This is a genomic window from Ferrovibrio sp. (genome assembly GCF_036381655.1).
GTDB lineage: Bacteria > Pseudomonadota > Alphaproteobacteria > Ferrovibrionales > Ferrovibrionaceae > Ferrovibrio.
In genome coordinates this window covers 1-23,821 of sequence record NZ_DASVCJ010000034.1, presented here as the reverse complement: position 1 = coordinate 23,821, position 23,821 = coordinate 1, and the positions used below count along the sequence as shown (strand labels likewise).

Annotated in this window: 22 protein-coding genes and 2 tRNA genes; 11 read left to right on the top strand and 13 right to left on the bottom strand. The window is 66.9% G+C overall.

The features are described 5' to 3' along the window. Positions 1–56: 56 nt before the first annotated feature. From dapB to dnaK, 4 genes are all read right to left on the bottom strand, one after another. Complete coding sequence (dapB, locus tag VF194_RS06915; RefSeq protein WP_330889380.1) at positions 57–869, bottom strand: 4-hydroxy-tetrahydrodipicolinate reductase; 813 nt, start codon at positions 867–869, stop codon at positions 57–59. Between the two features lie 92 nt (positions 870–961). Continuing rightward, a complete protein-coding gene (locus tag VF194_RS06910; protein ID WP_330889378.1) occupies positions 962–1,105 on the bottom strand; it encodes a hypothetical protein in 144 nt (47 codons plus the stop codon). 852 nt (positions 1,106–1,957) lie between these two features. Then, complete coding sequence (gene dnaJ, locus VF194_RS06905; protein WP_330889376.1) at positions 1,958–3,106, bottom strand: molecular chaperone DnaJ; 1,149 nt, start codon at positions 3,104–3,106, stop codon at positions 1,958–1,960. Between the two features lie 73 nt (positions 3,107–3,179). Beyond that, complete coding sequence (gene dnaK, locus VF194_RS06900; protein WP_330889374.1) at positions 3,180–5,102, bottom strand: molecular chaperone DnaK; 1,923 nt, start codon at positions 5,100–5,102, stop codon at positions 3,180–3,182. 325 nt (positions 5,103–5,427) lie between these two features. Here dnaK and VF194_RS06895 point away from each other — a divergent pair, with 325 nt between their 5' ends. The 3 genes from VF194_RS06895 to VF194_RS06885 all read left to right on the top strand — a co-directional run bounded on the left by VF194_RS06895 (position 5,428) and on the right by VF194_RS06885 (position 8,177). Further along, positions 5,428–5,649: an isochorismatase family protein gene (locus VF194_RS06895; protein ID WP_414656081.1), complete on the top strand. Its 222-nt coding sequence runs from the start codon at positions 5,428–5,430 to the stop codon at positions 5,647–5,649. A gap of 59 nt (positions 5,650–5,708) precedes the next feature. Then, positions 5,709–6,332, top strand: a complete 624-nt coding sequence (locus tag VF194_RS06890; RefSeq protein ID WP_330889372.1) for an alpha-ketoglutarate-dependent dioxygenase AlkB — start codon at positions 5,709–5,711, stop codon at positions 6,330–6,332. 180 nt (positions 6,333–6,512) lie between these two features. Further along, the gene (locus VF194_RS06885; RefSeq protein WP_330889370.1) at positions 6,513–8,177 is read left to right on the top strand and encodes an alkaline phosphatase family protein; all 1,665 of its coding nucleotides are present in this window, start codon (positions 6,513–6,515) and stop codon (positions 8,175–8,177) included. Positions 8,178–8,276: 99 nt separating this feature from the next. Here the strand turns inward: VF194_RS06885 and grpE are convergent, their stop codons facing one another. Both grpE and hrcA read right to left on the bottom strand, forming a co-directional pair. Next, positions 8,277–8,909, bottom strand: a complete 633-nt coding sequence (grpE, locus tag VF194_RS06880; protein ID WP_330889368.1) for a nucleotide exchange factor GrpE — start codon at positions 8,907–8,909, stop codon at positions 8,277–8,279. A gap of 100 nt (positions 8,910–9,009) precedes the next feature. Continuing rightward, positions 9,010–10,044, bottom strand: coding sequence for a heat-inducible transcriptional repressor HrcA (gene hrcA, locus VF194_RS06875; protein ID WP_330889366.1), 1,035 nt, complete (start codon positions 10,042–10,044; stop codon positions 9,010–9,012). A gap of 150 nt (positions 10,045–10,194) precedes the next feature. Between hrcA and VF194_RS06870 the strand changes: the two genes are divergently transcribed. Together VF194_RS06870 and VF194_RS06865 are read left to right on the top strand one after the other, a co-directional pair. Continuing rightward, positions 10,195–12,189, top strand: a complete 1,995-nt coding sequence (locus tag VF194_RS06870) for an alpha-amylase family glycosyl hydrolase (RefSeq protein WP_330889364.1) — start codon at positions 10,195–10,197, stop codon at positions 12,187–12,189. Positions 12,190–12,257: 68 nt separating this feature from the next. Further along, positions 12,258–13,400, top strand: a complete 1,143-nt coding sequence (locus VF194_RS06865; protein ID WP_330889362.1) for an acyl-CoA dehydrogenase family protein — start codon at positions 12,258–12,260, stop codon at positions 13,398–13,400. Here the strand turns inward: VF194_RS06865 and VF194_RS06860 are convergent. Next, positions 13,372–13,725, bottom strand: coding sequence for an antibiotic biosynthesis monooxygenase family protein (locus tag VF194_RS06860; RefSeq protein ID WP_330889360.1), 354 nt, complete (start codon positions 13,723–13,725; stop codon positions 13,372–13,374). The two genes, VF194_RS06865 and VF194_RS06860, sit on opposite strands and share 29 nt — an antisense overlap. A 156-nt stretch (positions 13,726–13,881) precedes the next feature. Here VF194_RS06860 and VF194_RS06855 point away from each other — a divergent pair, with 156 nt between their 5' ends. Continuing rightward, positions 13,882–14,229 carry a YciI family protein gene (locus tag VF194_RS06855; protein WP_330889358.1) on the top strand — a complete coding sequence of 116 codons (348 nt, stop codon included), beginning with the start codon at positions 13,882–13,884 and terminating at the stop codon, positions 14,227–14,229. Between the two features lie 31 nt (positions 14,230–14,260). Here the strand turns inward: VF194_RS06855 and VF194_RS06850 are convergent, their stop codons facing one another. From VF194_RS06850 to VF194_RS06840, 3 genes are all read right to left on the bottom strand, one after another. Then, a complete protein-coding gene (locus tag VF194_RS06850) occupies positions 14,261–14,974 on the bottom strand; it encodes an alanyl-tRNA editing protein (RefSeq protein ID WP_330889356.1) in 714 nt (237 codons plus the stop codon). Positions 14,975–15,058: 84 nt separating this feature from the next. Beyond that, positions 15,059–15,886 (bottom strand): AraC family transcriptional regulator, encoded by an 828-nt coding sequence (locus VF194_RS06845; protein WP_330889354.1) that lies wholly within the window; start codon positions 15,884–15,886, stop codon positions 15,059–15,061. A 51-nt stretch (positions 15,887–15,937) separates the two neighbouring features. Further along, positions 15,938–16,681 (bottom strand): SDR family oxidoreductase, encoded by a 744-nt coding sequence (locus tag VF194_RS06840; protein ID WP_330889353.1) that lies wholly within the window; start codon positions 16,679–16,681, stop codon positions 15,938–15,940. 137 nt (positions 16,682–16,818) lie between these two features. On the opposite strand from VF194_RS06840, the gene VF194_RS06835 reads away from it, so the two are divergent. The 4 genes from VF194_RS06835 (at position 16,819) to VF194_RS06820 (ending at position 21,896) form a co-directional block, all read left to right on the top strand. Continuing rightward, positions 16,819–17,871, top strand: coding sequence for a Leu/Phe/Val dehydrogenase (locus VF194_RS06835; RefSeq protein ID WP_330889351.1), 1,053 nt, complete (start codon positions 16,819–16,821; stop codon positions 17,869–17,871). Next, complete coding sequence (argE, locus tag VF194_RS06830; protein ID WP_330889349.1) at positions 17,871–19,016, top strand: acetylornithine deacetylase; 1,146 nt, start codon at positions 17,871–17,873, stop codon at positions 19,014–19,016. Before VF194_RS06835 ends, argE begins: the two co-directional genes overlap by 1 nt. A 130-nt stretch (positions 19,017–19,146) precedes the next feature. Further along, a complete protein-coding gene (locus tag VF194_RS06825; RefSeq protein ID WP_330889347.1) occupies positions 19,147–20,883 on the top strand; it encodes an IlvD/Edd family dehydratase in 1,737 nt (578 codons plus the stop codon). A 500-nt stretch (positions 20,884–21,383) separates the two neighbouring features. Continuing rightward, positions 21,384–21,896 carry a hypothetical protein gene (locus VF194_RS06820; RefSeq protein WP_330889345.1) on the top strand — a complete coding sequence of 171 codons (513 nt, stop codon included), beginning with the start codon at positions 21,384–21,386 and terminating at the stop codon, positions 21,894–21,896. 176 nt (positions 21,897–22,072) lie between these two features. On the opposite strand, the gene VF194_RS06815 is transcribed toward VF194_RS06820, so the two are convergent. The 3 genes from VF194_RS06815 to VF194_RS06805 form a co-directional block, all read right to left on the bottom strand. Then, entirely contained in the window at positions 22,073–22,357 is a 285-nt protein-coding gene (locus VF194_RS06815) for a hypothetical protein (RefSeq protein ID WP_330889343.1), read from the bottom strand. A 255-nt stretch (positions 22,358–22,612) separates the two neighbouring features. Then, positions 22,613–23,305 carry a hypothetical protein gene (locus VF194_RS06810; protein WP_330889341.1) on the bottom strand — a complete coding sequence of 231 codons (693 nt, stop codon included), beginning with the start codon at positions 23,303–23,305 and terminating at the stop codon, positions 22,613–22,615. Between the two features lie 98 nt (positions 23,306–23,403). Beyond that, positions 23,404–23,478, bottom strand: a tRNA-Gly gene (locus tag VF194_RS06805). 266 nt (positions 23,479–23,744) lie between these two features. Between VF194_RS06805 and VF194_RS06800 the strand changes: the two genes are divergently transcribed. After that, positions 23,745–23,820: transfer RNA gene (locus tag VF194_RS06800), tRNA-Glu, on the top strand. The last annotated feature ends 1 nt before the right edge of the window (position 23,821 follow it).

Below are 23,821 nucleotides of genomic sequence, written 5' to 3'. Positions count from 1 at the left end.
CAACGCCGCAAGGTTGTCGGCCGGCGCGCAACCGCGCGCCGGGCCTTCGGCAGCCGTCAGCCGCTGAGGCCCAGCACGTCGGCCATGCGATAGATGCCCGGCGGTTTGCTCTTGGCCCAGATGGCGGCGCGCACGGCGCCGCGCGCGAACAGGCTGCGGTCGGTCGCCTTGTGGCTGATCTCGACGCGCTCGCCATCGGCGGCGAAGATCACGCTGTGCTCGCCCACCACGTTGCCGCCGCGCAGCGCCGCAAAGCCGATGCTGCCGCGCTTGCGCGCGCCGGTGATGCCGTCGCGCCCGCGATCGGCGACCTTCTCCAGCGTCACGCCGCGTCCGGCGGCGGCGGCCTCGCCCAGCAGGATCGCCGTGCCGGAGGGCGCATCCACCTTCATGCGGTGATGCATCTCGAGGATTTCGATATCCCAGTTCTCGTCCAGGGCCGCCGCCATCTGCCGCACCAGGCCGGCGACGAGATGCACGCCGAGGCTCATGTTGTAGCCCTGCACGATGGCGCAATGATGCGCGGCCTTTTTCAGCGCCTCGAAATGCTCGCTCTCCAGCCCGGTCGTGCCGACCACATAGGCGGCCTTCGACTGCGCCGCCAGGGCGGCATGCTGCGGCAGGGCGGCCGGAACGGTGAAGTCGATCACGGCATCGGCGGCGGTGAAGAGCTGCGCCGTATCCTCGACGATCTTCACGCCGGTCGCGCCGATGCCGGCGAGCAGGCCGGGATCCTGGCCGATCTGCGGCGAGCCGGGGCGTTCGCTGCCGGCCACCAGCGCGGCATTGGCGGTATTGGCGACTTCGCGCACCAGCGCCTGGCCCATGCGGCCGGTGATGCCGATAATGCCGATGCGGACTGCGGTCATGGCTTATCCCTTTCTTTTTGGCGCGGCACTGTAGCAGCGCCGTGCAGAGGCGTCATCCCAAGGACGTCATCCCAGGCACGTCATCGCGCATGTCATCCGGGCGGCGCATCCGGCTTTGCCGCCGGATCGGCCGACGCGGCCAGGGAGGCGAAATAGGTGCGCAGGATTTCTGCGTCCTCTTCTTCCGATCGCGGCGGCAGGTCGATGATGCTGCGATAGCGGCTCGGGCGCGGCACCCAGGGCGGAAAACCGTCGTCGGGCGAGCGATGCGCCGGGGGCGACGCCTCTGGTGATGTCTCCGGTGGCGGCGCCGCGCCATTTCGGACCGTTTCGTCCCGCTGCGCCCCATTCCCTCCCGTCCCGTTTCGAACCATTCGGCGCCGTTTCGTCCCGTTCGGCGCCAGGCGGCGCGGCTGCCGGCGGCGGAGCCGGTTCCGGCTCCGGCTCTGGCGCGGGGGCGGGCTTGGATTCGGGCTTGGGCGCGGGCCCTGGTTTGGGCTCTGGCGCGGGCCCTGGCGCGGGCCCTGGCGCGGGCTCTGCGGCAACCGGGCCGGGTTCGGGCGGCAGCGTTCCGGGCGGCAGCGTTTCCGGCAGCGGCGTCTCGGCCGTCATCGGAGGCTGCGCCGCAAGCTGCGCCGCGCGCGCAAGGCGGTGACGATGCCCTGGCGCGCCGACTGCAATGCCTCGGCTTCGGCGGCGCGCTTCGAGCGCCGCGGCCTGGCCTGATAGCGCGCGAGTTTTTCCGCCGGCGGCTCGGCCTCCTGCAGTGCTGAGCCAGCAAGGTGAGCGTGGCGGCATCGGCCTGCAGGCCCTGCGGCGCTTCGAGGCGCCGCAGCGCCGCTTCGGCCGCCGCCGGCTTGAGCTGCAGCGCGGCGAAACCCTGCCGTTCGTCGATGCTGCGCCTGATCCAGAAGCGGAAGCGCTGGCTGCGTCGCCAATGCTTCCACAGCCTCTCCTCGTCGATGCCGACCGCCGCCGCGGCGGTCCATCGCCGTCACGGCGTCACAGGCCTGACCGGGCAGCCATGGGTTTGAGCCGGCCATCTTTTCCAAATTGCCAAAGACCCGCGGGCCGCGCCGACGGGTGCCTCACTCCGCCCGGCCGGCGAGCATCTCCTTCACCTTGGCGAAGAAGCCGGAGCTTTCCGGGCTGGATTCCTCGTTTTCGATCTGGGCGAATTCCTCCAGCAGCTCGCGCTGGCGCTTGTTCAGCTTGACCGGCGTTTCCACCATCACCTGGATGTAGAGATCGCCGAAGCCGGCGCCGAAGCCCGATTGCTGCAGCGAGGGCATGCCCTTGCCGCGCAGGCGGAACTGCTTGCCGGTCTGGGTGCCTTCCGGAATGGTGACCCGCGCCTTGCTGCCGTCGAGCGTCGGCACATCGACGGCGCCGCCGAGCGCCGCCGTGGTCATCGAGATCGGGACCCGGCAATGCAGATGCTGGCCCTCGCGGCGGTACAGCCGGTGCGGCTTGACCGAGAGGAAGACATACAGATCGCCCGGCGGGCCGCCGCGGATGCCGGCCTCGCCTTCGCCGGCCAGCCGGATGCGGTTGCCCTCGTCGACGCCGGGCGGGATGTCGACCGACAGGGTTTTCTCCCTGTGCACGCGGCCGGCGCCGCCGCAGACCTTGCAGGGCCGTTCGATCACCCGGCCGACGCCGCCGCAGGTCGGGCAGGCGCGCTCGATGGTGAAGAAGCCCTGCTGCGCGCGCACCTTGCCGTGGCCCTTGCAGGTCGGGCAGGGGATCGGCTGGGCGCCGCCCTCGGCGCCGGAGCCGTCGCAGGCCTCGCAGGCAACCGACGTCGGCACGCGGATCTTCGCCGCCTTGCCGCGATAGCAGTCTTCCAGGGTGATTTCGAGATTGTAGCGCAGGTCGGAGCCGCGATTGGCATTGCCGCGTCCGCCGCGCCCGCCGCCGACGAATTCGCCAAACAGGTCGTCGAAGATGTCGGAGAAGGAGGTGAAGTCGAAGCCGGCGCCGCCCGGACCGCCGCGGCCCATGCCGCCCTCGAAGGCGGCGTGGCCGTATTGATCGTAGGCCGCGCGCTTCTGCTCATCCTTGAGGACGTCGTAGGCTTCGTTGATTTCCTTGAACTTCTGCTCGGCGGTCTTGTCATCCGGATTGCGGTCCGGATGATACTGCATCGCCAGTTTGCGATAGGCTTTCTTCAATTCCTCGGTGCTGGCGCCGCGCGCCACACCCAGAATCTCGTAATAATCCCGTTTCGTAGCCATCCGCAAACTTCCTGCTCCGAAGCGAAACCGGGCGCCGTTTCACGGCGCCCGGTCCGCATCGCATTCGAGCGGCTTACTTCTTCTTCTTGTCGTCCTTCACTTCCTCGAATTCGGCATCGACGACGCTGTCGTCCTTGGCCTCATTCGCGGAGGTCCCGGCTGCGCCGCCGGCCTCGCCGGCCTGCTCGCCCTGGGTCTTGTACAGCGCCTCGCCCAGCTTCATGGAAACCTGGGCCAGCGCCTGCATCTTCGCCCGGATCGCTTCGGCGTCGCCGCCTTCGACGGTCTTCTTCAGCTCGGCCACCGCCGCCTCGATCTCGGTCTTGTCGCCGGCGGCGACCTTGTCGCCCAGCTCGGACAGGGTCTTCTCGGTCGAGTGGATCAGCGCCTCGGCCTGGTTCTTGGCCTCGACGCCCTCACGCCGCTTCTTGTCCTCGGCGGCATGCTCCTCGGCTTCCTTCACCATCCGCTTGATGTCGTCTTCCGACAGGCCGCCGGACGCCTGGATGCGGATTTGCTGTTCCTTGCCGGTGCCCTTGTCCTTCGCCGAGACATGCACGATGCCGTTGGCGTCGATGTCGAAGGTCACCTCGATCTGCGGCACGCCGCGCGGCGCCGGCGGAATGCCGACCAGGTCGAACTGGCCGAGCAGCTTGTTGTCGGCCGCCATTTCGCGTTCGCCCTGGAAGACCCGGATCGTCACGGCGTTCTGGTTGTCCTCCGCCGTGGAGAAGACCTGGCTCTTCTTGGTCGGGATCGTGGTGTTGCGCTCGATCAGCTTGGTGAAGACGCCGCCCAGGGTCTCGATGCCGAGGCTGAGCGGGGTGACGTCGAGCAGCAGCACGTCCTTGACGTCGCCCTGCAGCACGCCGGCCTGGATCGCCGCGCCGATCGCCACCACCTCGTCGGGGTTGACGCCCTTATGCGGCTCGCGGCCGAACAGGGTCTTGACGACCTCGATCACCTTCGGCATGCGGGTCATGCCGCCGACCAGCACCACCTCGTCGACATCGCCGGCCGACAGATCGGCATCCTTGAGCGCCTTCTTGCAGGGCTCGATGGTGCGCTGGATCAAATCGTCCACCAGCGCCTCGAGCTTGGCGCGGGTCAGCTTCATCACCAGATGCTTCGGACCCGAGGCGTCGGCGGTGATGAAGGGCAGGTTGATCTCGGTCTGGGTCGAGGACGACAGCTCGATCTTCGCCTTTTCGGCGGCTTCCTTCAGGCGCTGCAGCGCCAGACGGTCGTTGCGCAGGTCGATGCCCTGCTCCTTCTTGAACTCGGTGGCCAGGTAATCGACGATGCGCAGGTCGAAATCCTCGCCGCCCAGGAAGGTGTCGCCGTTGGTCGAGCGCACCTCGAAGACGCCGTCGCCGATCTCCAGGATCGAGATGTCGAAGGTGCCGCCGCCCAGGTCGTAGACGGCGATCTTCTTGCCGTCGCCCTGCTTGTCCAGACCGTAGGCGAGCGCCGCCGCGGTGGGCTCGTTGATGATGCGCAGTACCTCGAGGCCGGCGATGCGGCCGGCATCCTTGGTGGCCTGGCGCTGGGCGTCGTTGAAGTAGGCGGGGACAGTGATCACCGCCTGCGTGACCTTCTCGCCGAGATAGCTTTCGGCGGTCTCCTTCATCTTCTGCAGGATGAAGGCGGAGATCTGGCTCGGGCTGTATTTCTTGTCCTGCACCTCGACCCAGGCATCGCCATTGTCGCCCTTGACGGTCTTGTAGGGCACCATCTCGGCGAAGCGGCGCGCGGCATCGTCGCCGAACTGGCGGCCGATCAGGCGCTTGACGGCAAACAGGGTATTCTCGGGGTTGGTCACCGCCTGGCGCTTGGCCGGCTGGCCGACCAGACGCTCGCCATCCTTGGTGAAGGCCACCATCGACGGCGTGGTGCGCGCACCCTCGGCATTCTCGATCACCTTCGGGTTCTTGCCATCCATGATGGCGACGCAGGAATTGGTCGTCCCGAGGTCGATACCGATGACTTTGGCCATAATCCACTCTCCTCTTCGCGGCGGCCCGGGGCGGCCTTCGAAACAGCACCGCGGCAGGCCCCATCCTTCTGACTGTTGCCGGCTATGTAAGTGGGCATCCTGCATCCCGCAACGGGTGTGGCAAAAAAATGTCCTGTTGACCGCGGAATCTTCCGGACGCCCCGGTCCGCCATCCGGACCGGCCGGAATGGTTAATTTTTTCGCCCCGGCCCGGAATTCCGGACGGTTTTGCAAAAACCGCGGATGGCCCGGATTTCGGATCGGCCTTCTACGAGGCCGATCACAGGCGCCGACCGGGCTGGGCGGCTATTTCAAGCAGCGTGGCATGAAGCGGGTCTTCGTCGTCGGGCTGGCGACCGATTTCTGCGTCGCCTGGACCGCGATGGATGCGCGCAAGGAAGGCTTCGAGACCTATGTGATCGAGGATGCCTGCCGCGGCATCGATACGCAGGGCTCGCTGGCCAAGGCCTGGGCGGCGATGCAGGCCGCCGGCGTGCAGCGCATCCAGTCGGCCGACCTCGCCACGGCCGGACGGGCGGGGCTTTAGCGGGCGGGGCCTTAGCGGGCGAGGCTTTACAGCGCGGCGGAATGAGCCAGATTGGCGCCATGTCCGCCCTGCCTTCTGTTGACGGCTTCCGCTTCTATCCCGGGCTGCTCGATGCCGCGCACCAGCGGGCGATGCTGGCGGCCGTGCAGGCCGTCTGGCAGGCGGCGCCGCCGTATCGTCCCCGCATGCCGAAAAGCGGCCAGCCGATGAGCGTGATGATGAGCAATGCCGGCCGCTTCGGCTGGTATACCGACAAGGACGGCGGCTACCGCTATATCGAGCGGCATCCGCAAACCGGCCGTCCCTGGCCGGCGATCCCGGCCGAGATTCTGGCAGTCTGGGATATGGTGGCGCAGTGTCCGCAGGTGCCGCAATGCTGCCTGATCAACCTCTACCGCGACGGCGCCAGGATGGGGCTGCACCAGGACCGCGACGAGGAGGATTTCGCCGCCCCGGTGGTGTCGATCTCGCTCGGCGACGAGGCCATGTTCCGGCTCGGCGGCACCACGCGCAAAGGCGGAACGCGCGCCATGAAGCTGCGCTCCGGCGATGTCGTGGTGCTGGGCGGGGCGGCGCGGCTCGCCTTTCACGGCATCGACCGGGTGCTGGCGGGCAGCAGCCGGCTGGTCCCGGGCGGCGGGCGGATCAACCTGACTTTGCGCCGGGTGACCAAGGCGGAGTGAGGCGGCAGGGTGAGGAAGGCGGGGTGAGGCGGCAGGGTGAGGCCGGCTCCGCCGGCCTGCGATTTCCGCTTGCTTAGTTTTAAAATATAACTGTAATCTCTCATAACAATTACAGGACGGAGGGCAGGCCACCGCAAGTCATGGCCGGGGATACCGATCAATCCGGGGGAGGTTCTCATCATGACAAGATCGAAGACGTGGTTTGGTGCTTTGCTGGCGGCGACGCTGGCGCTTCATTCCTTCCAGGCCGCCGCGCAGGACAACCGCGGCAAGCCTGACCTGGTGGTGCTGCTGGCGATCGACCAGTTCGGATCGCTGCTGTTCGACAAATGGCGGCCGACCTTCCAGCGCGGCCTGAAGCGGATCGCCGATGGCGGCGTGGTCTATGCCAACGCCTACCAGTCGCACGGCATCACCGAGACCTGCGCCGGGCATTCGACCCTGCTGACCGGCAAGCATCCGAGCGGGACCGGCATCGTCGCCAACGAATGGTACAATCCGGCGACCGGCAAGCAGGTCTACTGCGTCGAGGATGCCGCCTATACGGTCGCGCTGAATCCGAAACACCGCAAGGTCGGGCCGGCCCTGCTGGCGACCTCGACCTTCGGCGACTGGCTCAAGGAGCAGAGCCCGCAAAGCCGCGTCGTCGTCGTCTCCGGCAAGGACCGCTCCGCGATCACCATGGGCGGCCACAAGGCGGATGGCGTGTTCTGGTATGTCGACGGCTTCGGCTTCACCACTTTCGTCGCCGCGGCGGAGGATGCGGAAGCGAAGCTCCGGCCGCTCGCCAAGCTGAATGCGCGCATCGCCGCCGAGGCCGGCCATGCGCCGCCCTGGACCTATGCGAACGAGGCCTGCCGCGCGCTGGAAGGCGAAATCACGCTCGGCAAGCTGACCTGGAAAACCAAGCTGCCGCCCGAGCGGCCGTCGGAAGACGGCAAGCCGTCGGGGAAAGTGCGGCCGCTGCATATCATGGATCCGCTGACGCTGGAGGCGGCGCGCGAGCTGGTCGCCTATCACAAGCTGGGCAAGCGCGGGCAGACCGACCTGCTGGCGGTCAGCCTGTCGGCGACCGACTATATCGGCCATGGCTACGGCACCCAGGGTCCGGAGATGTGCGACCAGATGTATCGCCTCGATGCGCAGATCGGCGAGTTCCTCGACTTCCTGGACGGCTACGGCGCCCGCGTCATGCTGGTGCTGACGGGAGATCACGGCGGTTCCGACTTCGCCGAGCGTCTGGCGCAGCAGGGCGACGCCTCCGCCAGGCGGATCAGCGCGGCCAAGCTGCTGGCCGATGCGAATGCGCAGGTGAAGGCCAAGCTCGGCCTGGCGGCCGATCCGCTGGTCTCGCCGGATGCCGTGCAGTATTACGCGGTCGACGCCGATGGCCATGGCCTGGCCGGGCCGCAGCGCGCGGCGGTGGTCAAGGCCGCGATCGAATTCTTCAACGCGCATCCCGATGTCGAGCGGGCCTTCGCATTGGACGACCTGCTCGCGCACAAGGTCACCGCCAGCGCGCCGTCCGATTATTCGCTGGAGGACCGCTTCGCCCAGAGCGCGATGGCGGGCCGTTCCGGCGACGTCATCGTGGCGCTGAAGTCCGGCGTATCGGCCGCCCGCGCGCTGCCGACCCGGTTCATGATGGGCCATGCCGGGCCCTATCACCACGACACGGCCGTGCCGATCGTGTTCTGGTGGGCGGGCGCGAAGCCGGCCACGCGCATCCTGCCGGTGGATACGACCAGCATCGCGCCGACGCTGGCGGCGCTGGCCGGCATCAAGGCGCCGGCCGATCTCGACGGCGGCTGCATCGATATCGGCTACGGCATCGGCTGTCGCTAGACCGGCTGCCGGTAACGGGGGTTTTTGCTGCGGTGAAGAAACGTCACCCCGGGTCAGGCCCGGGGTGACGATCCGCTATTCGTCAGTATTCGTCCCAGCTCACGCCTTGGTATTCACCGTCTGGCCCGGCTGCGCCTGGGGCTCCGGTCCGCCCTTGGAGACGCCGACCATCGCCGCCCGCAGCAGCCGGCCATGCTGGACGTAACCGGCGGTGACGACCTGCAGCACTGTGCCGGCTGGAACGCTCGGATCCTCGATCTCGAACATCGCCTGATGCAGGTTGGGGTCGAATTTCTGACCCTTCGGATCGATCCGGCTGATGCCGTAACGCTCGAAGACGCTCAACAGCTCGCGCTCGGTGGCCTCGATGCCCAGCAGCAGGTTGCGCATCGGCTCGCTGGCCTCGGTTTCCGCGCCGGCGGCATCGCCGGGCGCCGCGCTGTCCAGCGCGCGCCGCAGATTGTCGGCCACGCTGAGGATGTCCTTGGCGAACTTGCCGGCGGCGAATTTGACGGCATCCTCCTTTTCCCGCTCCAGCCGGCGGCGCAGGTTTTCGCCATCGGCGCGCGCGCGCAGCACCTGATCCTTCAGGTCGGCGATTTCCTTCTGCGCCTTGGCCAGTTCCTCGGCGCTGACGGTCGCCTGCGGTTCCGCCTGATTTTCCGCGTCCTGCGGCGCTCCGTCCTGAGCGTTTTCGAAGGTCGGATTATTCTGATCGTCGATCTGGGTCATCACTTTTCCTCGCAGTGGCCCGTCATATACGGATCGATTGCCCGAATTGAAAGGGGTGAGGCGACAAACGGCGCGGATTCCCCCGGATTCGCGCGGGGGGTCAGCCGATCATCCGCCCGACGACCTGGGCGGTGAAATCGACCATCGGGACGACGCGGGCGTAATTCATCCGGGTGGGGCCGATCACGCCGATGGCGCCGACGATGCGCTGCTGCTGGTTCTGCAGCGGCGCCACGATCAGCGAACAGCCGGCGCGGCGGAACAGCATGTTCTCCGAGCCGATGAAAATCCGCACCCCCTCGCTGCCCTGGGTGAGGTCGATCAGGCGCAGCATCTCCTCGGTGTTCTCCAGCTCTTCCATGAGGCTGCGGATGCGCTCCAGATCGGCGATGGCGGCGACGTCGTCCAGCAGATTGGCGCTGCCGCGCACGATCAGGGTGCCGCGTTCCGGCTCGCCGCCCCAGACCGCCAGACCGGCTTCGACCACGCGGGCGGCGAGCTGATCGAGCTCGGCCCGGCGCGCTTCCAGTTCCTGCAGGATTTCGTTGCGCGCATCATGCATGGTGCGGCCTTTCAGCCGCTGCGACAGAAACTGGCCGGCCTCGGCCAGGGCCGAGGGCGTCATTTCCATGGGCAGTTCGACCATGCGGTTTTCCACCTGGCCGGACTCGGTGACCATGACCACCAGCGCCTTGCCGGGGCTGAGCGGGACGAATTCGACATGGCGCAGCGGCGCGTCGATCTTCGGCGCCACCACCAGCCCGGCATGGCCGGAAAGGCCGGAAAGCGCGGTGGTGGCCTCGGTCAGCACCTCCTGGAAACCCCGGCCGGAAGCGGCGCAGCGGCTTTCGATCGAGCTGCGCTCGTCCTGGGTCAGATCGCCCACCTGCAGGAGCCCGTCGACGAACAGCCGCAGGCCGCTTTCGGTCGGCAACCGGCCGGCCGAAGTATGGGGGGCGAACAGCAGGCCGGCTTCCTCCAGATCGGCCATGGTGTTGCGGATGCTGGCGGGCGACAGCTTGTGCTCCAGCTTTTTGGACAAAAAGCGCGAGCCCACCGGTTCGCCGGTGGCCATATACGTCTCGACGACCAGCCGCAGAATCTCGCGGCTGCGCTGGCTCATTTCCTGAATCATATGAGAAATTAAGGATGCGTCCGAGCGCACGTCAATATCGGTCCCAAAAACGGGCGCGGCCTTGACTACTAGAATATCGTATCAGCTTTGTTCGCGCCTTGAGCGGATTATCTGCTTGGCCGGGGACGCGCCAGCAAGAGGAATCCTAAGGTGCCGCCGACATTGCAACGCCGCCACCAGCGCCGAATCCGGCGGCGATATCTGACAGCCGGGCTGATCGGGCTGGCTCTGTATCTTGCCGGCTGCGCCAGCAACGAAACGCCGGTGGCGCTGAATACCGCCGGCGGCGATGCCTGGACTTTGGACAAGCCGGTCACCGCGCAGGTCTCCGGCGATGCCTGCGACAGCGTCCTGTTCACCTCGCCGGTCGCGGCCGTGATCGCGCGGCCTGCCCATGGGCAGGCTTCGGCGCGCCTGCCGCTGGTTCCCGGCGAGAACCTGGTCGAGGCCGAATGCCGCAAGGACGGCGCGCGCCGGGGCGCTGTGGCGCAACAGCATTGGTTCGCTCGCATCGCCAATCTGCCCAAGGCCTGGATCCGCGTCGTACCCGAGAAGGACGGCGTGGCCCTCGATGCCGGCGCCAGCGAACCGGCGCCGCGGCATCCGGCACCTTTCATCCGGTATGAATGGAGCGCGCGGCCCGGCAATCCCGCGCCGCTTGCCGGCCTGCCGGCGAACGGCAAGCGGATCATGCTGTCTTTGCCGGCCGCTGCCGGCAAAGACGTCGACGGCGAATATCGCGTGCTGCTGCGCGTCACCGACGCCGCCGGGCGCAGCGACGAGAGCACGGCGATGTTCTGCGCCGCCAACGGCAGGATCGAGCCGGTCGATCTCGCCCGCGGCCATCCCGCCTGGGTGGATCGGGCCGTCGTCTATGGCGTGCTGCCATTCCTGTTCGGCGCGGGGCGGTTCCCCGATGTCACGGCGCGGCTCGACGAGCTGGCCGCGCTTGGCGTCACCGCCTTGTGGCTCTCTCCGATCACGGCGACGACGGAGGACGATTTCGGCTATGGCTCGACCGATTACTTCCGGCTGCGCGCGGATTTCGGCAGCGCCGCCGAGCTGCGCGATCTGATCGGTGCCGCGCATGCGCGCAAGATGCGGGTGATCATGGATGTTCCGCCCAACCACGTTTCCTCGGAGCATCCCTATTTCAAGGATGCGGAAGCCGGCGGGACGGCGTCGCCCTATTACGCCTTCTTCGATCGCGACGCCTCGGGCCGGGCCAGCCACTATTTCACCTGGACCAACCTGATCAACCTGAACTACGACAATCCGGAAGTGCAGCAATGGGTCATCGCCGCCTTCGCGCACTGGTTGCGCGCATTCGATGTCGACGGCTTCCGTGTCGATGCGGCTTGGGGGCCGCGCCAGCGGGCGCCGGAATTCTGGTCGCGCTGGCGCAGGGAATTGAAGCGCATCAAGCCGGATCTGCTGCTGCTGGCCGAGGCCTCGGCGCGCGATCCGTATTATTTCAGGAACGGCTTCGATGCCGCCTATGACTGGACCGGGGAGCTGGGGCATTGGGCCTGGCGCCCGGCCTTCGACGACGAGGCGCATACGGCGCGGCTGCTGCGCGCGGCTATTGCCGCCTCGCAGGAAGCGCCGGATGCGCTGGTCTTCCGCTTTCTCAACAACAATGACACGGGCCAGCGCTTCATCACCCGCTACGGCTTGCCGCGTACCCGCCTGGCTTCGGCCATGTTGCTGACCCTGCCCGGCCTGCCACAGATCCATACGGGCGAGGAGATCGGCGCCGCTTTCCGCCCCTATGAGGAAGGCCCGCCGCTCACCTGGGGCGATCCCTACGATCTGCGGCCCTGGTACACCCGGCTGATCGCGCTGCGCGCCGGCCATGCGGCGTTGCGCTCGAACGGTGTCCGTTTTCTGGCTCTGGAGCCATTCGATCAACTCCTCGCCTATGTCAGGCCGGGCCGTGCCGCGAAAGACGGCGTGCTCGTCCTGCTCAATTGGAGCGCCAGGCCGCTGAAGCTGGACCTGCCGCTTGCGGTGCTCGGGGATATGGAAGTCCGCGGCGGAATGGTGGATCTGATCGGCGGACAGCATGTCCGGGCCGATGCCGTGCATGAAACGCTGCCGGTTTCGCTGCCGGCCCATGGCGTGCGGTTTCTCTCGGTCCCGTAGGATTGCGAATTTTTCCCAATACGGCTCCGCAGCTTTTCCCCATCCTCGCCGCGAACGGGAGGATGGCTATGCAGTTGACCGAAGAGCAGAAGCAGATCCGCGATGTCGCGCGGCGGTTCGCGCGCGAGCGTCTGGCGCCTTTCGCCAGGCGGCGCGAACAGCAGCATGGCGGTGCGGCGAGGGAATTGCTGGCCGAGCTGGGCCGGATCGGCCTGATGGGCGTGCTGATCGATCCCGAATATGGCGGCGCCGGTGCCGGCTATGTCGCGCTGTCGCAGGTGCTGATGGAGATCGGCGCCGGCGATGGCGGCTGTTCGACCATGCTCAGCGTGCATAACAGCCTGGTCACCATGGGTATCCAGAAATTTGGCTCGGAAGAGCAGAAGCGGGCCCATCTGCCGGCCATGGCGCGCGGCGAGATGCTCGGCGCCTTCTGCCTGACCGAGCCCGATGCCGGCTCCGATGCCGCGGCGATCCGCACGTCGGCGCGGCGCAAGGGCAACCGTTTCGTCCTGAACGGCTCGAAGCAGTTCATCACGTCCGGCAAAAGCGCCGATGTTGCGCTGATCTTTGCCGTCACCGACCCCAAGGCCGGCAAGAAGGGCCTGTCCGCTTTTCTGGTGCCGACGAACGCGCCGGGCTATCGGGCGGCGCGCATTGAGGAGACGATGGGGCAGCAGGCCTTCGATCATTGCCATGTCGTTCTGGACGACTGCGCGGTGGAACCCGGCCAGATGCTGGGCGAGGAGGGCGCGGGCCTCAACATCGCCCTGTCGAATCTGGAAGGCGGCCGCATCGGCGTCGGCGCCCAGGCGATCGGCATGGCGCGCGCCGCCTACGAGATCGCGCTGCGCTATGCGAAGGAGCGCAGGAGTTTCGGCAAGCCGATCATCGAGCATCAGGCGGTGGGCTTCCGGCTGGCCGATATGGCGACCCGGCTGCAGGCGGCGGAACTGATGGTCTGGCATGCCGCAAGCCTGCGCGATGCCGGCGTGCCATGCCTCAAGGAGGCGTCGATGGCGAAGCTGTTCGCCACCGAGGTGGCCGAGCGCGTCGCGCATGATGCGATCCAGACGCTCGGCGGCTATGGGTATCTGCGCGAGTATGAGGTCGAGCGCATCTACCGGGATGTGCGGGTCTGCGAGATCTATGAAGGCACGTCGGATATCCAGCGCCTGGTGATCAGCCGGCAGTTGATGGCGGCGGAATGACCGGCGCTGCCTGCACCGGCATTGCCTGTACCGCGACTTCGTGATGCTCGACCGTCGTGTTGTAGCGCACCAGCACCGCCGCCGCGGCATCCTCCACGTTGGCGCGGCAGATATCCTCGCCGGCGAAGGCCTTGATGGCATCCAGCGACTCCCAGAAGGTGACGGCCGTGATCGCCGTCTCGCGCTGTCCGATGCTTTCCAGCAGATAGCAGCCGCGAAAGCCATCCAGGGTTTGCAGGTGCGGTTGAACCGATGTGGTGAAATGGCGGCGATAGGCGGCGACCTTGTCGGGTGTCGTCCAGCCTTGCCAGATGCGGGCGATCATGGTGTCTCCTTCGGAAGCGGATGATATATAGTCCTGCCGATCGCCGCGTTTTTGTATTGGCAAAAAGTGGCGCCTTGCCGGGGCGGCGACGAATCGCCAATACGCCTGGGCAGTGTCTTGTTATCCAAATGCTGGTTTCAGGCTTGGGAGGTTGCGATGTATTTCGTTCTGGTGGCCAAGGACAAACCCACGGGTGATCTGCGCGCGAAGCGGCGCCTGGCGCATCTCGAGTTCATCGCGGACAAGCAGTCCGCGTTCAAGTTCGGCGGGCCTTTGCTGGACGAGGCCGGCAAGGTTGCCGGCAGCCTGATGATCCTCGAAATGGAGGACCGCGCCGCCCTGGACCGCTACATGGCGCAGGATCCTTATTTCAAGGATGGTGGAATCTTCGACTCCGTGGAGGTCTACCAGACGCGCTGGATCGTGCCCGAGGAAAACCCCGGCGCGCTGAAGGCGGAGATCGAACGGCAGAAGGCCGCCGACAGGCAGCGCGGCGGGCAATAGCCGTTCCGGCCGCCTCCGCCGCTGCCGAACCTCAGCCGACCAGGCCGATGCGGATGCGGCGGTTATGCCGCCCCTTGTTCTCGATCTTGAGAATCTTCACGTCGCGCATCTCGCCGGTGGCATCCAGATGGGTGCCGCCGCAGGCCTGCCGGTCGAGCCCGTCGATCTCGACGATGCGGATGCGGCCGTCCTCGGTCGGCGGCGGCGCCACCGAACGGCTGCGGATCAGGCCATGCACCTGCTTGGCCTCCTCATACGGGACATAGGCGCAGCGCACCGGCCGGTTCTGGCGGATCATGTCGTTGATCGGCTCCTCCAGGGCGCGCAGGCGGTCGTTGTCCGCCTCGGGGACGTCGAAATCCATCCGCGCCGTGCCGTCGTCGTTCATCTGCACGCCGGTGACCAGCGCGCCGTCGAAATCCTGGAACACGAAGGCATTCAGGATATGCGTGCCGGTATGCAGCTCGCGCATCATCTGGCGGAACGTCGGATTGACCACGGCTTCGACCGTGCCCTGCATCTCGACCGGCTCGGCCAGCAGATGCCACAGGGCACCGTCGGCATACTCGAATCCGACGACGCCGATATCGCCGCCCTGCCAGCGGATGGCGCCGCGATCGGGCAACTGGCCGCCGCCGCCGGGATAGAACGGCGTCTGCTGCAGCCGCACGCGGCCGGGACGGGCATCGACAACGCTGGTTTCGAGGGTGAGCGTCCTGGGATGGTCATGACAGAAGAGATGCACGATAGCCTCGCAGTCGGACTAGGAGAATCGGCGGCAATGGGTATCCGGCCGGAACGGTCCGGTATTGGATAAAATTTTCACCGCTCAGCAGGCCTGGGCGTATTGGCGCGGGGTGATGCCATAGGCCCGCTTGAAATGGCGGTTCATCGCGCTCTGATCGTAAAATCCGGTGGCGGCGGCGATCTCGGCCAGCGGTTCGCCGCTTTTCAGCCGCCGGCAGGCGGCGCCGAGCCGGATCTGCGTCAGATAGGCATGCGGGCCCATCCCGACATGGCGCTTGAACAGCGCGATGAGCTGCACCTTGCGCAGGCCGACCACCGCGCCGAGGTCATCGAGCGTCAGCGGCTCGTCGTAGCGGCTCTTCATCAGGTCGATGGCGCGCGCCAGCAGCGTATTGTCGTGCCGCTCGAACTCCGCCCGGCGTCTTGCGCTGCTGCCGTAGCGGCTGAACAGCGTGCCGAAGGAGGCGAGCAGCAATTCCTCTTCATGCAGGGCGTCGACGCTGTCCTGCAGGGCGCGATGCAGCGCCAGGAAACTGGCGCACAGGGCGCGGTCCCTGATCATGTTGTGGGTGAAGTACGGAATCTGCTGCAGGTCGAGGCCATCGGCGACGATGTCGAGCGCCGACTGGGTGAGATACATCGAGCGGTAGCACCAGCGCCGGCTCCAGCCCATCCAGCCGCAATGCGGCTCGGCCGGATTGAAGGCGAACACGCTGTCCGAGACGGCGCGGTGGATTTCGCCGCGGCTCTTGATCTCGGCGCCGCCCGTCTCGGTGACGGCGATGACGAGCGCATCGTGGCTGTGCAGCGCGAATTCCTGGGTGGTGAAATCGGCGCAGAGCAGGGTCAGGCCGGGAACCCGCCGGTCCCGCCAATACTGGGCCAGATTGTTCAGATCGCGCCGTGCCATGGGGCGGACTCTATGAAACTATTTGACTAAGTCAAATGAAACCGCTCTAGGTCAGACCGTGATCGGGCACAGGCCGCCATCGACCAGCAGATTCTGGCCGGTGATGAACCCGGCCTTGGCGCTGCACAGGAAGGCGCAGGCGGCGGCGAATTCCTCCGGTTTTCCGGCCCGGCCGGCCGGCACCTTCTCGATCAGGCGCCGGGCGGTGTCGCCAAGCTGCAGGATGCGTTCGGTGGCGATCGTTCCGGGCAGCAGGTTGTTGATCGACACGTTATGCGCCGCGACCTGCCGGGCGACGCCGGCGACGTAGCCCGTCAGCGCCAGCCGCGTTGCATTGGACAGGTCGAGCTGCTGCACCGGCATGCGCACCGTCATCGAGGTGATGTTGACGATGCGGCCGAACCGGCGCGCGATCATGCCGTCGATGCTGCCGCGGATCAGCTCGACGGCGGAGAGAAAATTGCCGTCGAGGGCGGCGGACCAGTCGGCGCTGGAGATCGTCCGGAAATCCTTGCTCGGCGGGCCGCCGGCATTGGTGACGAGAATGTCCGGCTCCGGGCAGGCGGCCAGCACGGCCTGCCGTCCCTCCGGGCTGCTCAGATCGGCGGCCACCGTCGCCGGCCGCTGGCCGCAGCGTTCGGCGATCGCCGCGGCGGCCTTTGCCAAAGCCTCGGCCCGCCTGGCCGCGAGGGTGACGAGCACGCCTTCCTGCGCCAGCGCCGCGGCGCAGGCGAAGCCCAAACCCTGCGAGGCACCGCAGACGAGCGCCTTGCGCCCGGCGATTTCCAGATCCATGACGTCCTCCCTGGCGTGTGGCCGCAAGCCTAGAGGCGTCCGGCATGGCGGTATTGGAAAAACGTGCGCCGCCTTTTCGCCAATACCGCGCGGCACCGGGCGGCTAGCCTTCGGGAAAATCCTTCCCGGAGGCCGCCATGTCCGTCTTTTCCAATCCGCATTTCGACAATCACGAACAGGTGGTCTTCGCCGCCGATCCGGAGAGCGGCCTGAAAGCCATCGTCGCCGTCCATAGCACGGCGCTCGGCCCGGCGATCGGCGGTTGCCGCGCCTGGCATTATGCCGACGAGGACAGCGCGCTCGCCGATGTGCTGCGCCTGTCGCGCGGCATGACCTACAAGGCGGCGATGGCCGATGTGCCTTTCGGCGGCGGCAAGTCCGTGCTGATGCTCGGCCGGGACCAGAAGAAGACAGCCGGCCTGCTCGATGCGCTGGCGCGCGCCATCGAAGGGCTCGGCGGCCGCTATGTCGCCGGCGAGGATATCGGCACCACGGCGGCCGACATGGCGCAGATCAGGCGCGGCACCCGGCATGTCATGGGCATGCCGCGCGAGCAGGGCGGCTCGGGCGATCCTTCGCCGATGACCGCTCTGGGCTGCTTCGTCAGCATCCAGCAGGCGGTGAAGCACAAGCTGAAGACGGACCGCCTGTCCGGCGTCCGCGTCGCCGTGCAGGGCCTGGGCAATGTCGGCATGAATCTCTGCCGCCTGCTGCATGAAGCCGGCGCAAGGCTGACGGTGACGGATGTGATCTTCGATCATGTCCGGCTGGCCTCGGAGCGTTTCGGCGCGCAGGCGCTGGCGCCGGATGCGATCGTCGATGCCGAGGTCGATCTCTTCGCGCCCTGCGCTCTGGGGGCGGTCATCAACGCCCGCACGGTCGGGCGGCTGAAGGTCGCCATCGTCGCCGGCGGCGCCAACAACCAGCTGGCCCGGCCGGAGGACGGCAGCGCCCTGCACGAGCGCGGCATCCTCTATGCGCCCGATTATGTCGTGAATGCCGGCGGCATGATCCAGCTTGCCGCCGAACGGCTGGGCGAGGCGCCGGCGGTGGTGGAAGCGCGCGTGCGCGGCATCGCCGCGCGCCTGGGCGAGGTGTTCCTGCAATCCGAGCGCGAGGACAAGCCGCCCCATATCGTCGCCGATCAACTGGCCGAGCAGCGCTTCCGGCCCGGAGCCCTGGCCGCCTGATGCCGGATGCGCTCGGCATCCTGGCCAGGCTGATCGGCTTCGATACGACATCCGCGCAGTCCAATCTGCGTCTGATCGCCTGGATCGAGGATTATCTGCGGCCGTTCGGCTTCCGGCTGGAGCGGATCGGCAATGACGAGGGCAGCAAGGCGAACCTGATCGCCAGCATCGGGCCGGACGTTCCCGGCGGCATCGTGCTGTCCGGCCATACCGACGTCGTGCCGGCGGTCGGCCAATCCTGGAGCAGCCCGCCCTTCGCCCTGACCGAGCGCGACGGCAAATTGTTCGGCCGCGGCACCGCCGACATGAAGGGCTTCATCGCGGCCTGCCTGGCGGCGGCGCCCGCTCTGGCCGGGGCCGGCCTCGACCGGCCGGTGCATTTCGCCTTCTCCTACGACGAGGAACTCGGCTGCCTCGGGGCGCCGCGGCTGGTGCAGGCCCTGGCAAGGCGCCATGCGCCGGCGATCGCCATCATCGGCGAGCCGACCGAACTGAACCTGACCGTCGCGCATAAGGGGGCGTTCGTGTTTCGCACCGAATTCCATGGCGCGGCGGCGCATTCCAGCCAGCCGCATCTCGGTCTCAGCGCGCTCGAACCGGGCCTGAAATTCGCGCATCTGATCGGCGAACTGGAAGCGGCGGCGCGCCGGCATCGCACCGGCATCGCCGGCCTGTCGCCGCCCTATACCACCTTCAATATCGGTCTTTTCGAATCCGGCACCGCGCTCAACATCGTGCCGGCCTGCTGCGCGCTGACCTGGGAGGTCCGGCCGATCCCCGATGCCGACAGCGCCGCCCTGCTGCAGCGGATCGAGGCGGGCTTGCAGGAGATCGCAAACAGCCCGTTGCCGGGCCGGCTCGGGCGCTATCGCGTCGAGCATCGCCGGCTTGCCGCGGTGGCGCCGCTGCGCCCGGAGCCGGTTTCGGAAGCCGAGCGGCTGGTCGCCGCCATACTGGGCCGCAGCGAACGGCAGGTCGTCGCTTTCGGCACCGAAGCGGGCCTGTTCCAGGAAGCCGGCATGTCCACGGTGGTCTGCGGTCCGGGCGCGATCGCCCAGGCGCATCAGCCGGACGAATTCATCACCCGGGATCAGTTCGAGCGCGGCTGCCGCTTCGTCGCCGAAATCGCTGCCCGCCTGCGCTGATGCGATCCTTCGCCCGCGGCATGAGCATCCTGTCGGCCTTCGTTCGCCCCGGCGGGCGCCGGCCGGCGGCTTTCCGTTGACAATCCGGCCGCAAGTAACAAACCTGCCGGCTTTGGAGGAAGCCGGCCCGATGCCCCAGACCAGTTCCAAAGCGTCCAAGCCTTCGGGCATGCGCCGCAATCTCGCCAATTACGGCGATGCCGAGTTTTCGGTTTTCCTGCGCAAGGCCTTCATCAAGGCGATGGGCTATAGCGACGATGCGCTCGACAGGGTGATCGTCGGCATCGTCGATACCGGCTCGGGCTACAATGCCTGCCACCGCAACGTGCCCGACCTGATCGAGGCCGCCTCGCGCGGCGTCATGCTGGCCGGCGGCATTCCGGTGCCCTTTCCGGTGATCTCGATCCAGGAAAGCTTTTCCAATCCCACCAGCATGTATCTGCGCAACCTGATGGCGATGGATGCGGAAGAGATGATCCGCGCCCAGCCCATGGACGCCGCGATCCTGCTCGGCGGCTGCGACAAGACCGTGCCGGCCTTGCTGATGGGCGCGGCCAGCGCCAATGTGCCGGCCATCATGCTCGTCACCGGGCCGATGCTGGCCGGGTCCTGGCGCGGCGAGAAGCTCGGCGCCTGCACGGATTGCCGCCGCTTCTGGGCGCGCTACCGCGCCGGCGAGGTGAGCGAGCAGGAAATCAACGAGGTCAATTCCGAACTGGCGCCCACCATCGGCACCTGCGGCGTGATGGGCACGGCCAGCACGATGGCGCTCGCCGTGGAAGCGCTCGGCATGATGCTGCCGGGCGGCGCGGCGGTGCCGGCGGTGCATGCCGAACGCCGCCGCCTCGCCGAACAGACCGGCGCGCGCGCCGTGGCGATGGCGGCCGAAGGCCTGACGCCGGACAGGATCATGACGCCGGCGGCCTTCCGCAACGCGCTGCGCGTGCTGCTTGCCATTGGCGGCTCGACCAATGCGCTGGTCCATCTGACCGCGATGGCGGGCCGGTGCGGCATCGGCGTCGATCTGGACGGCTTCGACGCGATGGGCCGCGAGACGCCGGTGCTGGTCGATCTCAAACCCACCGGCCAGCATTACATGGAGGATCTTTACAAGGCCGGCGGGCTGATGCCGATCCTGCGCGAACTGGCGCCGATGCTGGAGCAGGACTGCCTCACCGTCGCCGGCAGGACGCTGGGCGAGATCATCGCCGCCGCGCCGCCCTCCTGGCCGCAGACCGTGATCCGGCCGCTGAAGCAGCCGGTCTATAAAAACGGCGCCATGGCGGTGCTGCGCGGCAATCTCGCGCCCGACGGCGCCATCATCAAGCAGGCCGCGGCGACGCAGAGCCTCTTGCAGCATGAAGGCCGCGCCGTGGTCTTCGACGGGCTTGCCGATCTGGCGGCGCGGCTGGACGCGCCCGATCTCGACGTGACACCGGACGACATTCTGGTGCTGCGCAATGCCGGGCCGAAGGGCGCGCCGGGCATGCCGGAAGCCGGCTATATCCCGATCCCGAAAAAACTGGCGCAGCAGGGCGTGAAAGACATGGTGCGCATTTCCGATGCGCGGATGAGCGGCACGGCCTATGGCACCATCGTGCTGCATATCGCGCCGGAATCCGCCGCCGGCGGGCCGTTGGCTCTGGTGAAAACCGGCGACCGCATCCGGCTCGACACCGCAGGCCGCCGCATCGACCTGCTGGTGGAGGAGGCTGAGCTTGAGAAGCGCCGCGCGGCCCTGCCGCCGCTGCCGTCAGGCGAAGGGCGGCGCGGCTACGAGCGGCTTTATTTCGACACCGTGACGCAGGCGGAGCGCGGCTGCGACTTCGATTTCGCGATCCCGGAGATCACGAAGAAGGTGCCGTGACCTGCGCCCGGTTTCGGCCGGGTTCTGCGGACAAATTTGTAAAGCGCGACGCTGCCGGGCTTGTAATTGCGGCCCGGTTGTACTGTAAATGTTCCCATTGCCTCGGCACCGGTCTGAGCGACCCGCCGTCATCCGATGACGGTTCCGGTTGACACATGACAACTCACAGCCTATCTGAGAGCAGTCGATTGGGCAGAAAGATCAAGGGCGATCACCCCGACGATGACATCCAGCGCGTGATCGAACATGCGCTGGCCAGGAAGTGGACGTTGCACGGGCGACGGGGCATGCCTTGGGCATTCTGCGCTGCCCTGACAACAGCAGCGAGTGCAGATGCGGCGAGTTCTGCCAGATCAGCATCTGGTCCACGCCCAGAGTGCCCCGGAACCATGCCAATCACATCCGCCGCGTCGTCGATCGCTGCATTTTCGCCGATGGCAGGAAGAAGTAGCGGCCGGAAACGGGGGCCGGAAGCAGAGCCGGAAGGAGAGGTGGGCGCGATGAAGACCTACGAATTCAGTCTTGTCTATGCGCTGCCCCGGAGCGATGCCAGGGCAGAGTCGTATCTCGACGCGCTCTTCGAGGCCGGCTGCGACGATGCCGTGGTGGGCGTCGCGGTGCCCGGCCGCATCGGGCTGTCCTTCATGCGGCAGGCCGCGAGCGCCGGAGCGGCGATCCGGTCGGCCATGAAGGATGTCCGCAAGGCAATTCCGAAGGCCGTGCTGATCGAGGCCGGGCCGGATCTGGTCAACCTCTCCGAGATCGCGGCGGCCGCAGAGATGACGCGGCAGAACATCCAGAAATATGCCACCGGCAAGATCAGGACCGTGACGGTGCCGTTTACGCCGCCGGTGGTCACGGGCTCGCCGAGCCTTTACCGGCTTTGCGAGGTCGGCACCTGGCTGCAGACTCATGCGAAGGTGAAACTGAAAGACCATCTGCTGGAGATTTCCCGGCTGACGGCGCAGCTGAATCTCAGGACGCAGAAGGAGCGGCTGGCCAGCCTGCTGTGAGCGGGTGGGCGGCGGCTGTTGCCGCTGTTGCCGTCAGGCAAGGGGCGGCGTGGCACAAGCTCTATTTCGATACGGTGACACAGGCGGAAAAAGGCTGCGACTTCGATTCCGCGATCCGGAGATCACGGAAAAGGTGCCATGAGTTACTTTAGGGCCCATGCGATATGTTTCCTATGTCATTTTAAATTACACTGACGCGCTCTTGCCCATCGTGAATCTTTTTGTCCACTGCCAGTCTTTGGCAGTTTGCATATGTATGCGCTGCTGCGAATGCGCGCGAACACAAACGAAGCCGAACGAACACCAGCGAACACGCGCGAGCGTCCGCGAACACGCGCGAAGCTGAAACGAACCTGAATGAGCACGAAATAGACCTTGGTCAGACCCAAATGGATCTGACTCAGCACCGAATGGACCTCATTCGGCATCCAATGGACCTCGCACGCGTCGCGGCGGGCCATGCTCCATATCCGGCGTAAACCCTCACCCTCCCATCGCTGCGTGGTGGGTCCTTCCCTCTCCCGCGATGCGGGCGAGGGATTAACGCACCGAGTCTACCCCTCTCCCGTTTGCGAGAGGGTGAAGGTATCGGATGCACCCGATAAGCCCGAACTCCGTCCGGATAAGACTCGGTTAAACAATGCCGCTACCGGAATCCCACAAGGTGCCCGACGCGCGCGCCTGAGGAAGGCGCGGGCGGAGGCGGCGCGCGCCGATCAATCGTCCAGCATGTGATCCGCCAGGCTGTAGCAGTGGCTTGCCTGATAGGCGTTCCGGCCGCGGTTCATATGGGTCAGGTTGAACGCGCGGATGGCGCGCAGGACGGGGCCGGAGGCGAGGAATTTGCAAATTGAGGTGGCGCCCCGCACATAGATGCCGAGCAGGTCGTCGCTGCGCGGAAAGAAATAGCCAAGGTCTTCCGGCGCCGCGACGCAGCCTTCGAGCAGCTCTTCATCCACCAGGTTCTGAGCGGAAGAACGCTCGGCGGTGAAATCGGAAAGATGCACCAGGAATCTGGCCCGGAGGCCGTCGCCGTCGGCATAGAGGGAGAAAAGCTCCATCCAGCTCGCATTGACGCGGGTGAGGGGCTTGTCCGAGGTGGATGGCAGGCAGGATACCGACCAGTAGTAGCGCTCGGTGCGGCGCGGGATGGGGAGGCAGGTCCGGCCGTATAGCCGCAGAATCCCGCGCACATCCTGCGCCTGTGGCTGGCGCATCAGCTTCTGGTATCGCGGCAGGTATTTGAAGCGCAATTCCGGGGAGTCCGGGCGCTGATCGGCGTCGCGCGGTTCGGCCTGGCCGTCCAGCCACCGGCGCTGCTGCCCGGCATCGAGGAACTGGCGCAGCCCTTTGGCGCCGCGGCGCGCGGCCTTGCCCGTCTCGGGCGCCTTCGATTTCCGGGTGCTCATAACGGCAGACACCATAACGCCAGATACCATAGCGGCGCGGACCAGGCCGGCGCAGCAGGAAATCCGCGCCTGGCTTGCTTGAAAATTTCGGAGGAATTTGGAGCGGGCGAAGGGATTCGAACCCTCGACCCCAACCTTGGCAAGGTTGTGCTCTACCCCTGAGCTACGCCCGCTCGGCAGATCGGAGCGGCATCGGCGCCGTCCGGCGACCGGAGGGTGCCGGTCGCAGGCGCGCAATATACCGGCCCGTTCCCCTTATGCAAGTATCTCGTTCGACAAAATGAATCAGACGATCGCCCCGGGGAATCCGCCGCGCCCCGGTCCGCAACGCCCTGAACCGGCATGGCAATTCGCCGCGGCCTGGAAAGGGCTTGCGCGGCACGGGCCGCTCCTGTATCAGGTGCGCCTCGCATGGCCCGTTCCAAGGGCTGCGACATGGGTCCCCATCGTCTAGAGGCCCAGGACGGCGCCCTCTCACGGCGCAAACCGGGGTTCGAATCCCCGTGGGGACGCCAA

Excerpts from the sequence above, each read along its gene's own strand:
- argE (WP_330889349.1), top strand. The coding sequence starts at position 17,871 with ATGCCGGATGCGCTCGGCATCCTGGCCAGGCTGATCGGCTTCGATACG.
- hrcA (WP_330889366.1), bottom strand. The coding sequence starts at position 10,044 with ATGATTCAGGAAATGAGCCAGCGCAGCCGCGAGATTCTGCGGCTGGTC.
- VF194_RS06815 (WP_330889343.1), bottom strand. The coding sequence starts at position 22,357 with ATGGCCCGCCGCGACGCGTGCGAGGTCCATTGGATGCCGAATGAGGTC.
- VF194_RS06860 (WP_330889360.1), bottom strand. The coding sequence starts at position 13,725 with ATGATCGCCCGCATCTGGCAAGGCTGGACGACACCCGACAAGGTCGCC.
- VF194_RS06845 (WP_330889354.1), bottom strand. The coding sequence starts at position 15,886 with ATGGCACGGCGCGATCTGAACAATCTGGCCCAGTATTGGCGGGACCGG.
- VF194_RS06865 (WP_330889362.1), top strand. The coding sequence starts at position 12,258 with ATGCAGTTGACCGAAGAGCAGAAGCAGATCCGCGATGTCGCGCGGCGG.
- VF194_RS06885 (WP_330889370.1), top strand. The coding sequence starts at position 6,513 with ATGACAAGATCGAAGACGTGGTTTGGTGCTTTGCTGGCGGCGACGCTG.
- VF194_RS06820 (WP_330889345.1), top strand. The coding sequence starts at position 21,384 with ATGAAGACCTACGAATTCAGTCTTGTCTATGCGCTGCCCCGGAGCGAT.
- grpE (WP_330889368.1), bottom strand. The coding sequence starts at position 8,909 with ATGACCCAGATCGACGATCAGAATAATCCGACCTTCGAAAACGCTCAG.
- VF194_RS06825 (WP_330889347.1), top strand. The coding sequence starts at position 19,147 with ATGCCCCAGACCAGTTCCAAAGCGTCCAAGCCTTCGGGCATGCGCCGC.
- dnaJ (WP_330889376.1), bottom strand. The coding sequence starts at position 3,106 with ATGGCTACGAAACGGGATTATTACGAGATTCTGGGTGTGGCGCGCGGC.
- dnaK (WP_330889374.1), bottom strand. The coding sequence starts at position 5,102 with ATGGCCAAAGTCATCGGTATCGACCTCGGGACGACCAATTCCTGCGTC.
- VF194_RS06890 (WP_330889372.1), top strand. The coding sequence starts at position 5,709 with ATGTCCGCCCTGCCTTCTGTTGACGGCTTCCGCTTCTATCCCGGGCTG.
- VF194_RS06895 (WP_414656081.1), top strand. The coding sequence starts at position 5,428 with ATGAAGCGGGTCTTCGTCGTCGGGCTGGCGACCGATTTCTGCGTCGCC.
- VF194_RS06835 (WP_330889351.1), top strand. The coding sequence starts at position 16,819 with ATGTCCGTCTTTTCCAATCCGCATTTCGACAATCACGAACAGGTGGTC.
- VF194_RS06810 (WP_330889341.1), bottom strand. The coding sequence starts at position 23,305 with ATGAGCACCCGGAAATCGAAGGCGCCCGAGACGGGCAAGGCCGCGCGC.
- VF194_RS06840 (WP_330889353.1), bottom strand. The coding sequence starts at position 16,681 with ATGGATCTGGAAATCGCCGGGCGCAAGGCGCTCGTCTGCGGTGCCTCG.
- VF194_RS06855 (WP_330889358.1), top strand. The coding sequence starts at position 13,882 with ATGTATTTCGTTCTGGTGGCCAAGGACAAACCCACGGGTGATCTGCGC.
- dapB (WP_330889380.1), bottom strand. The coding sequence starts at position 869 with ATGACCGCAGTCCGCATCGGCATTATCGGCATCACCGGCCGCATGGGC.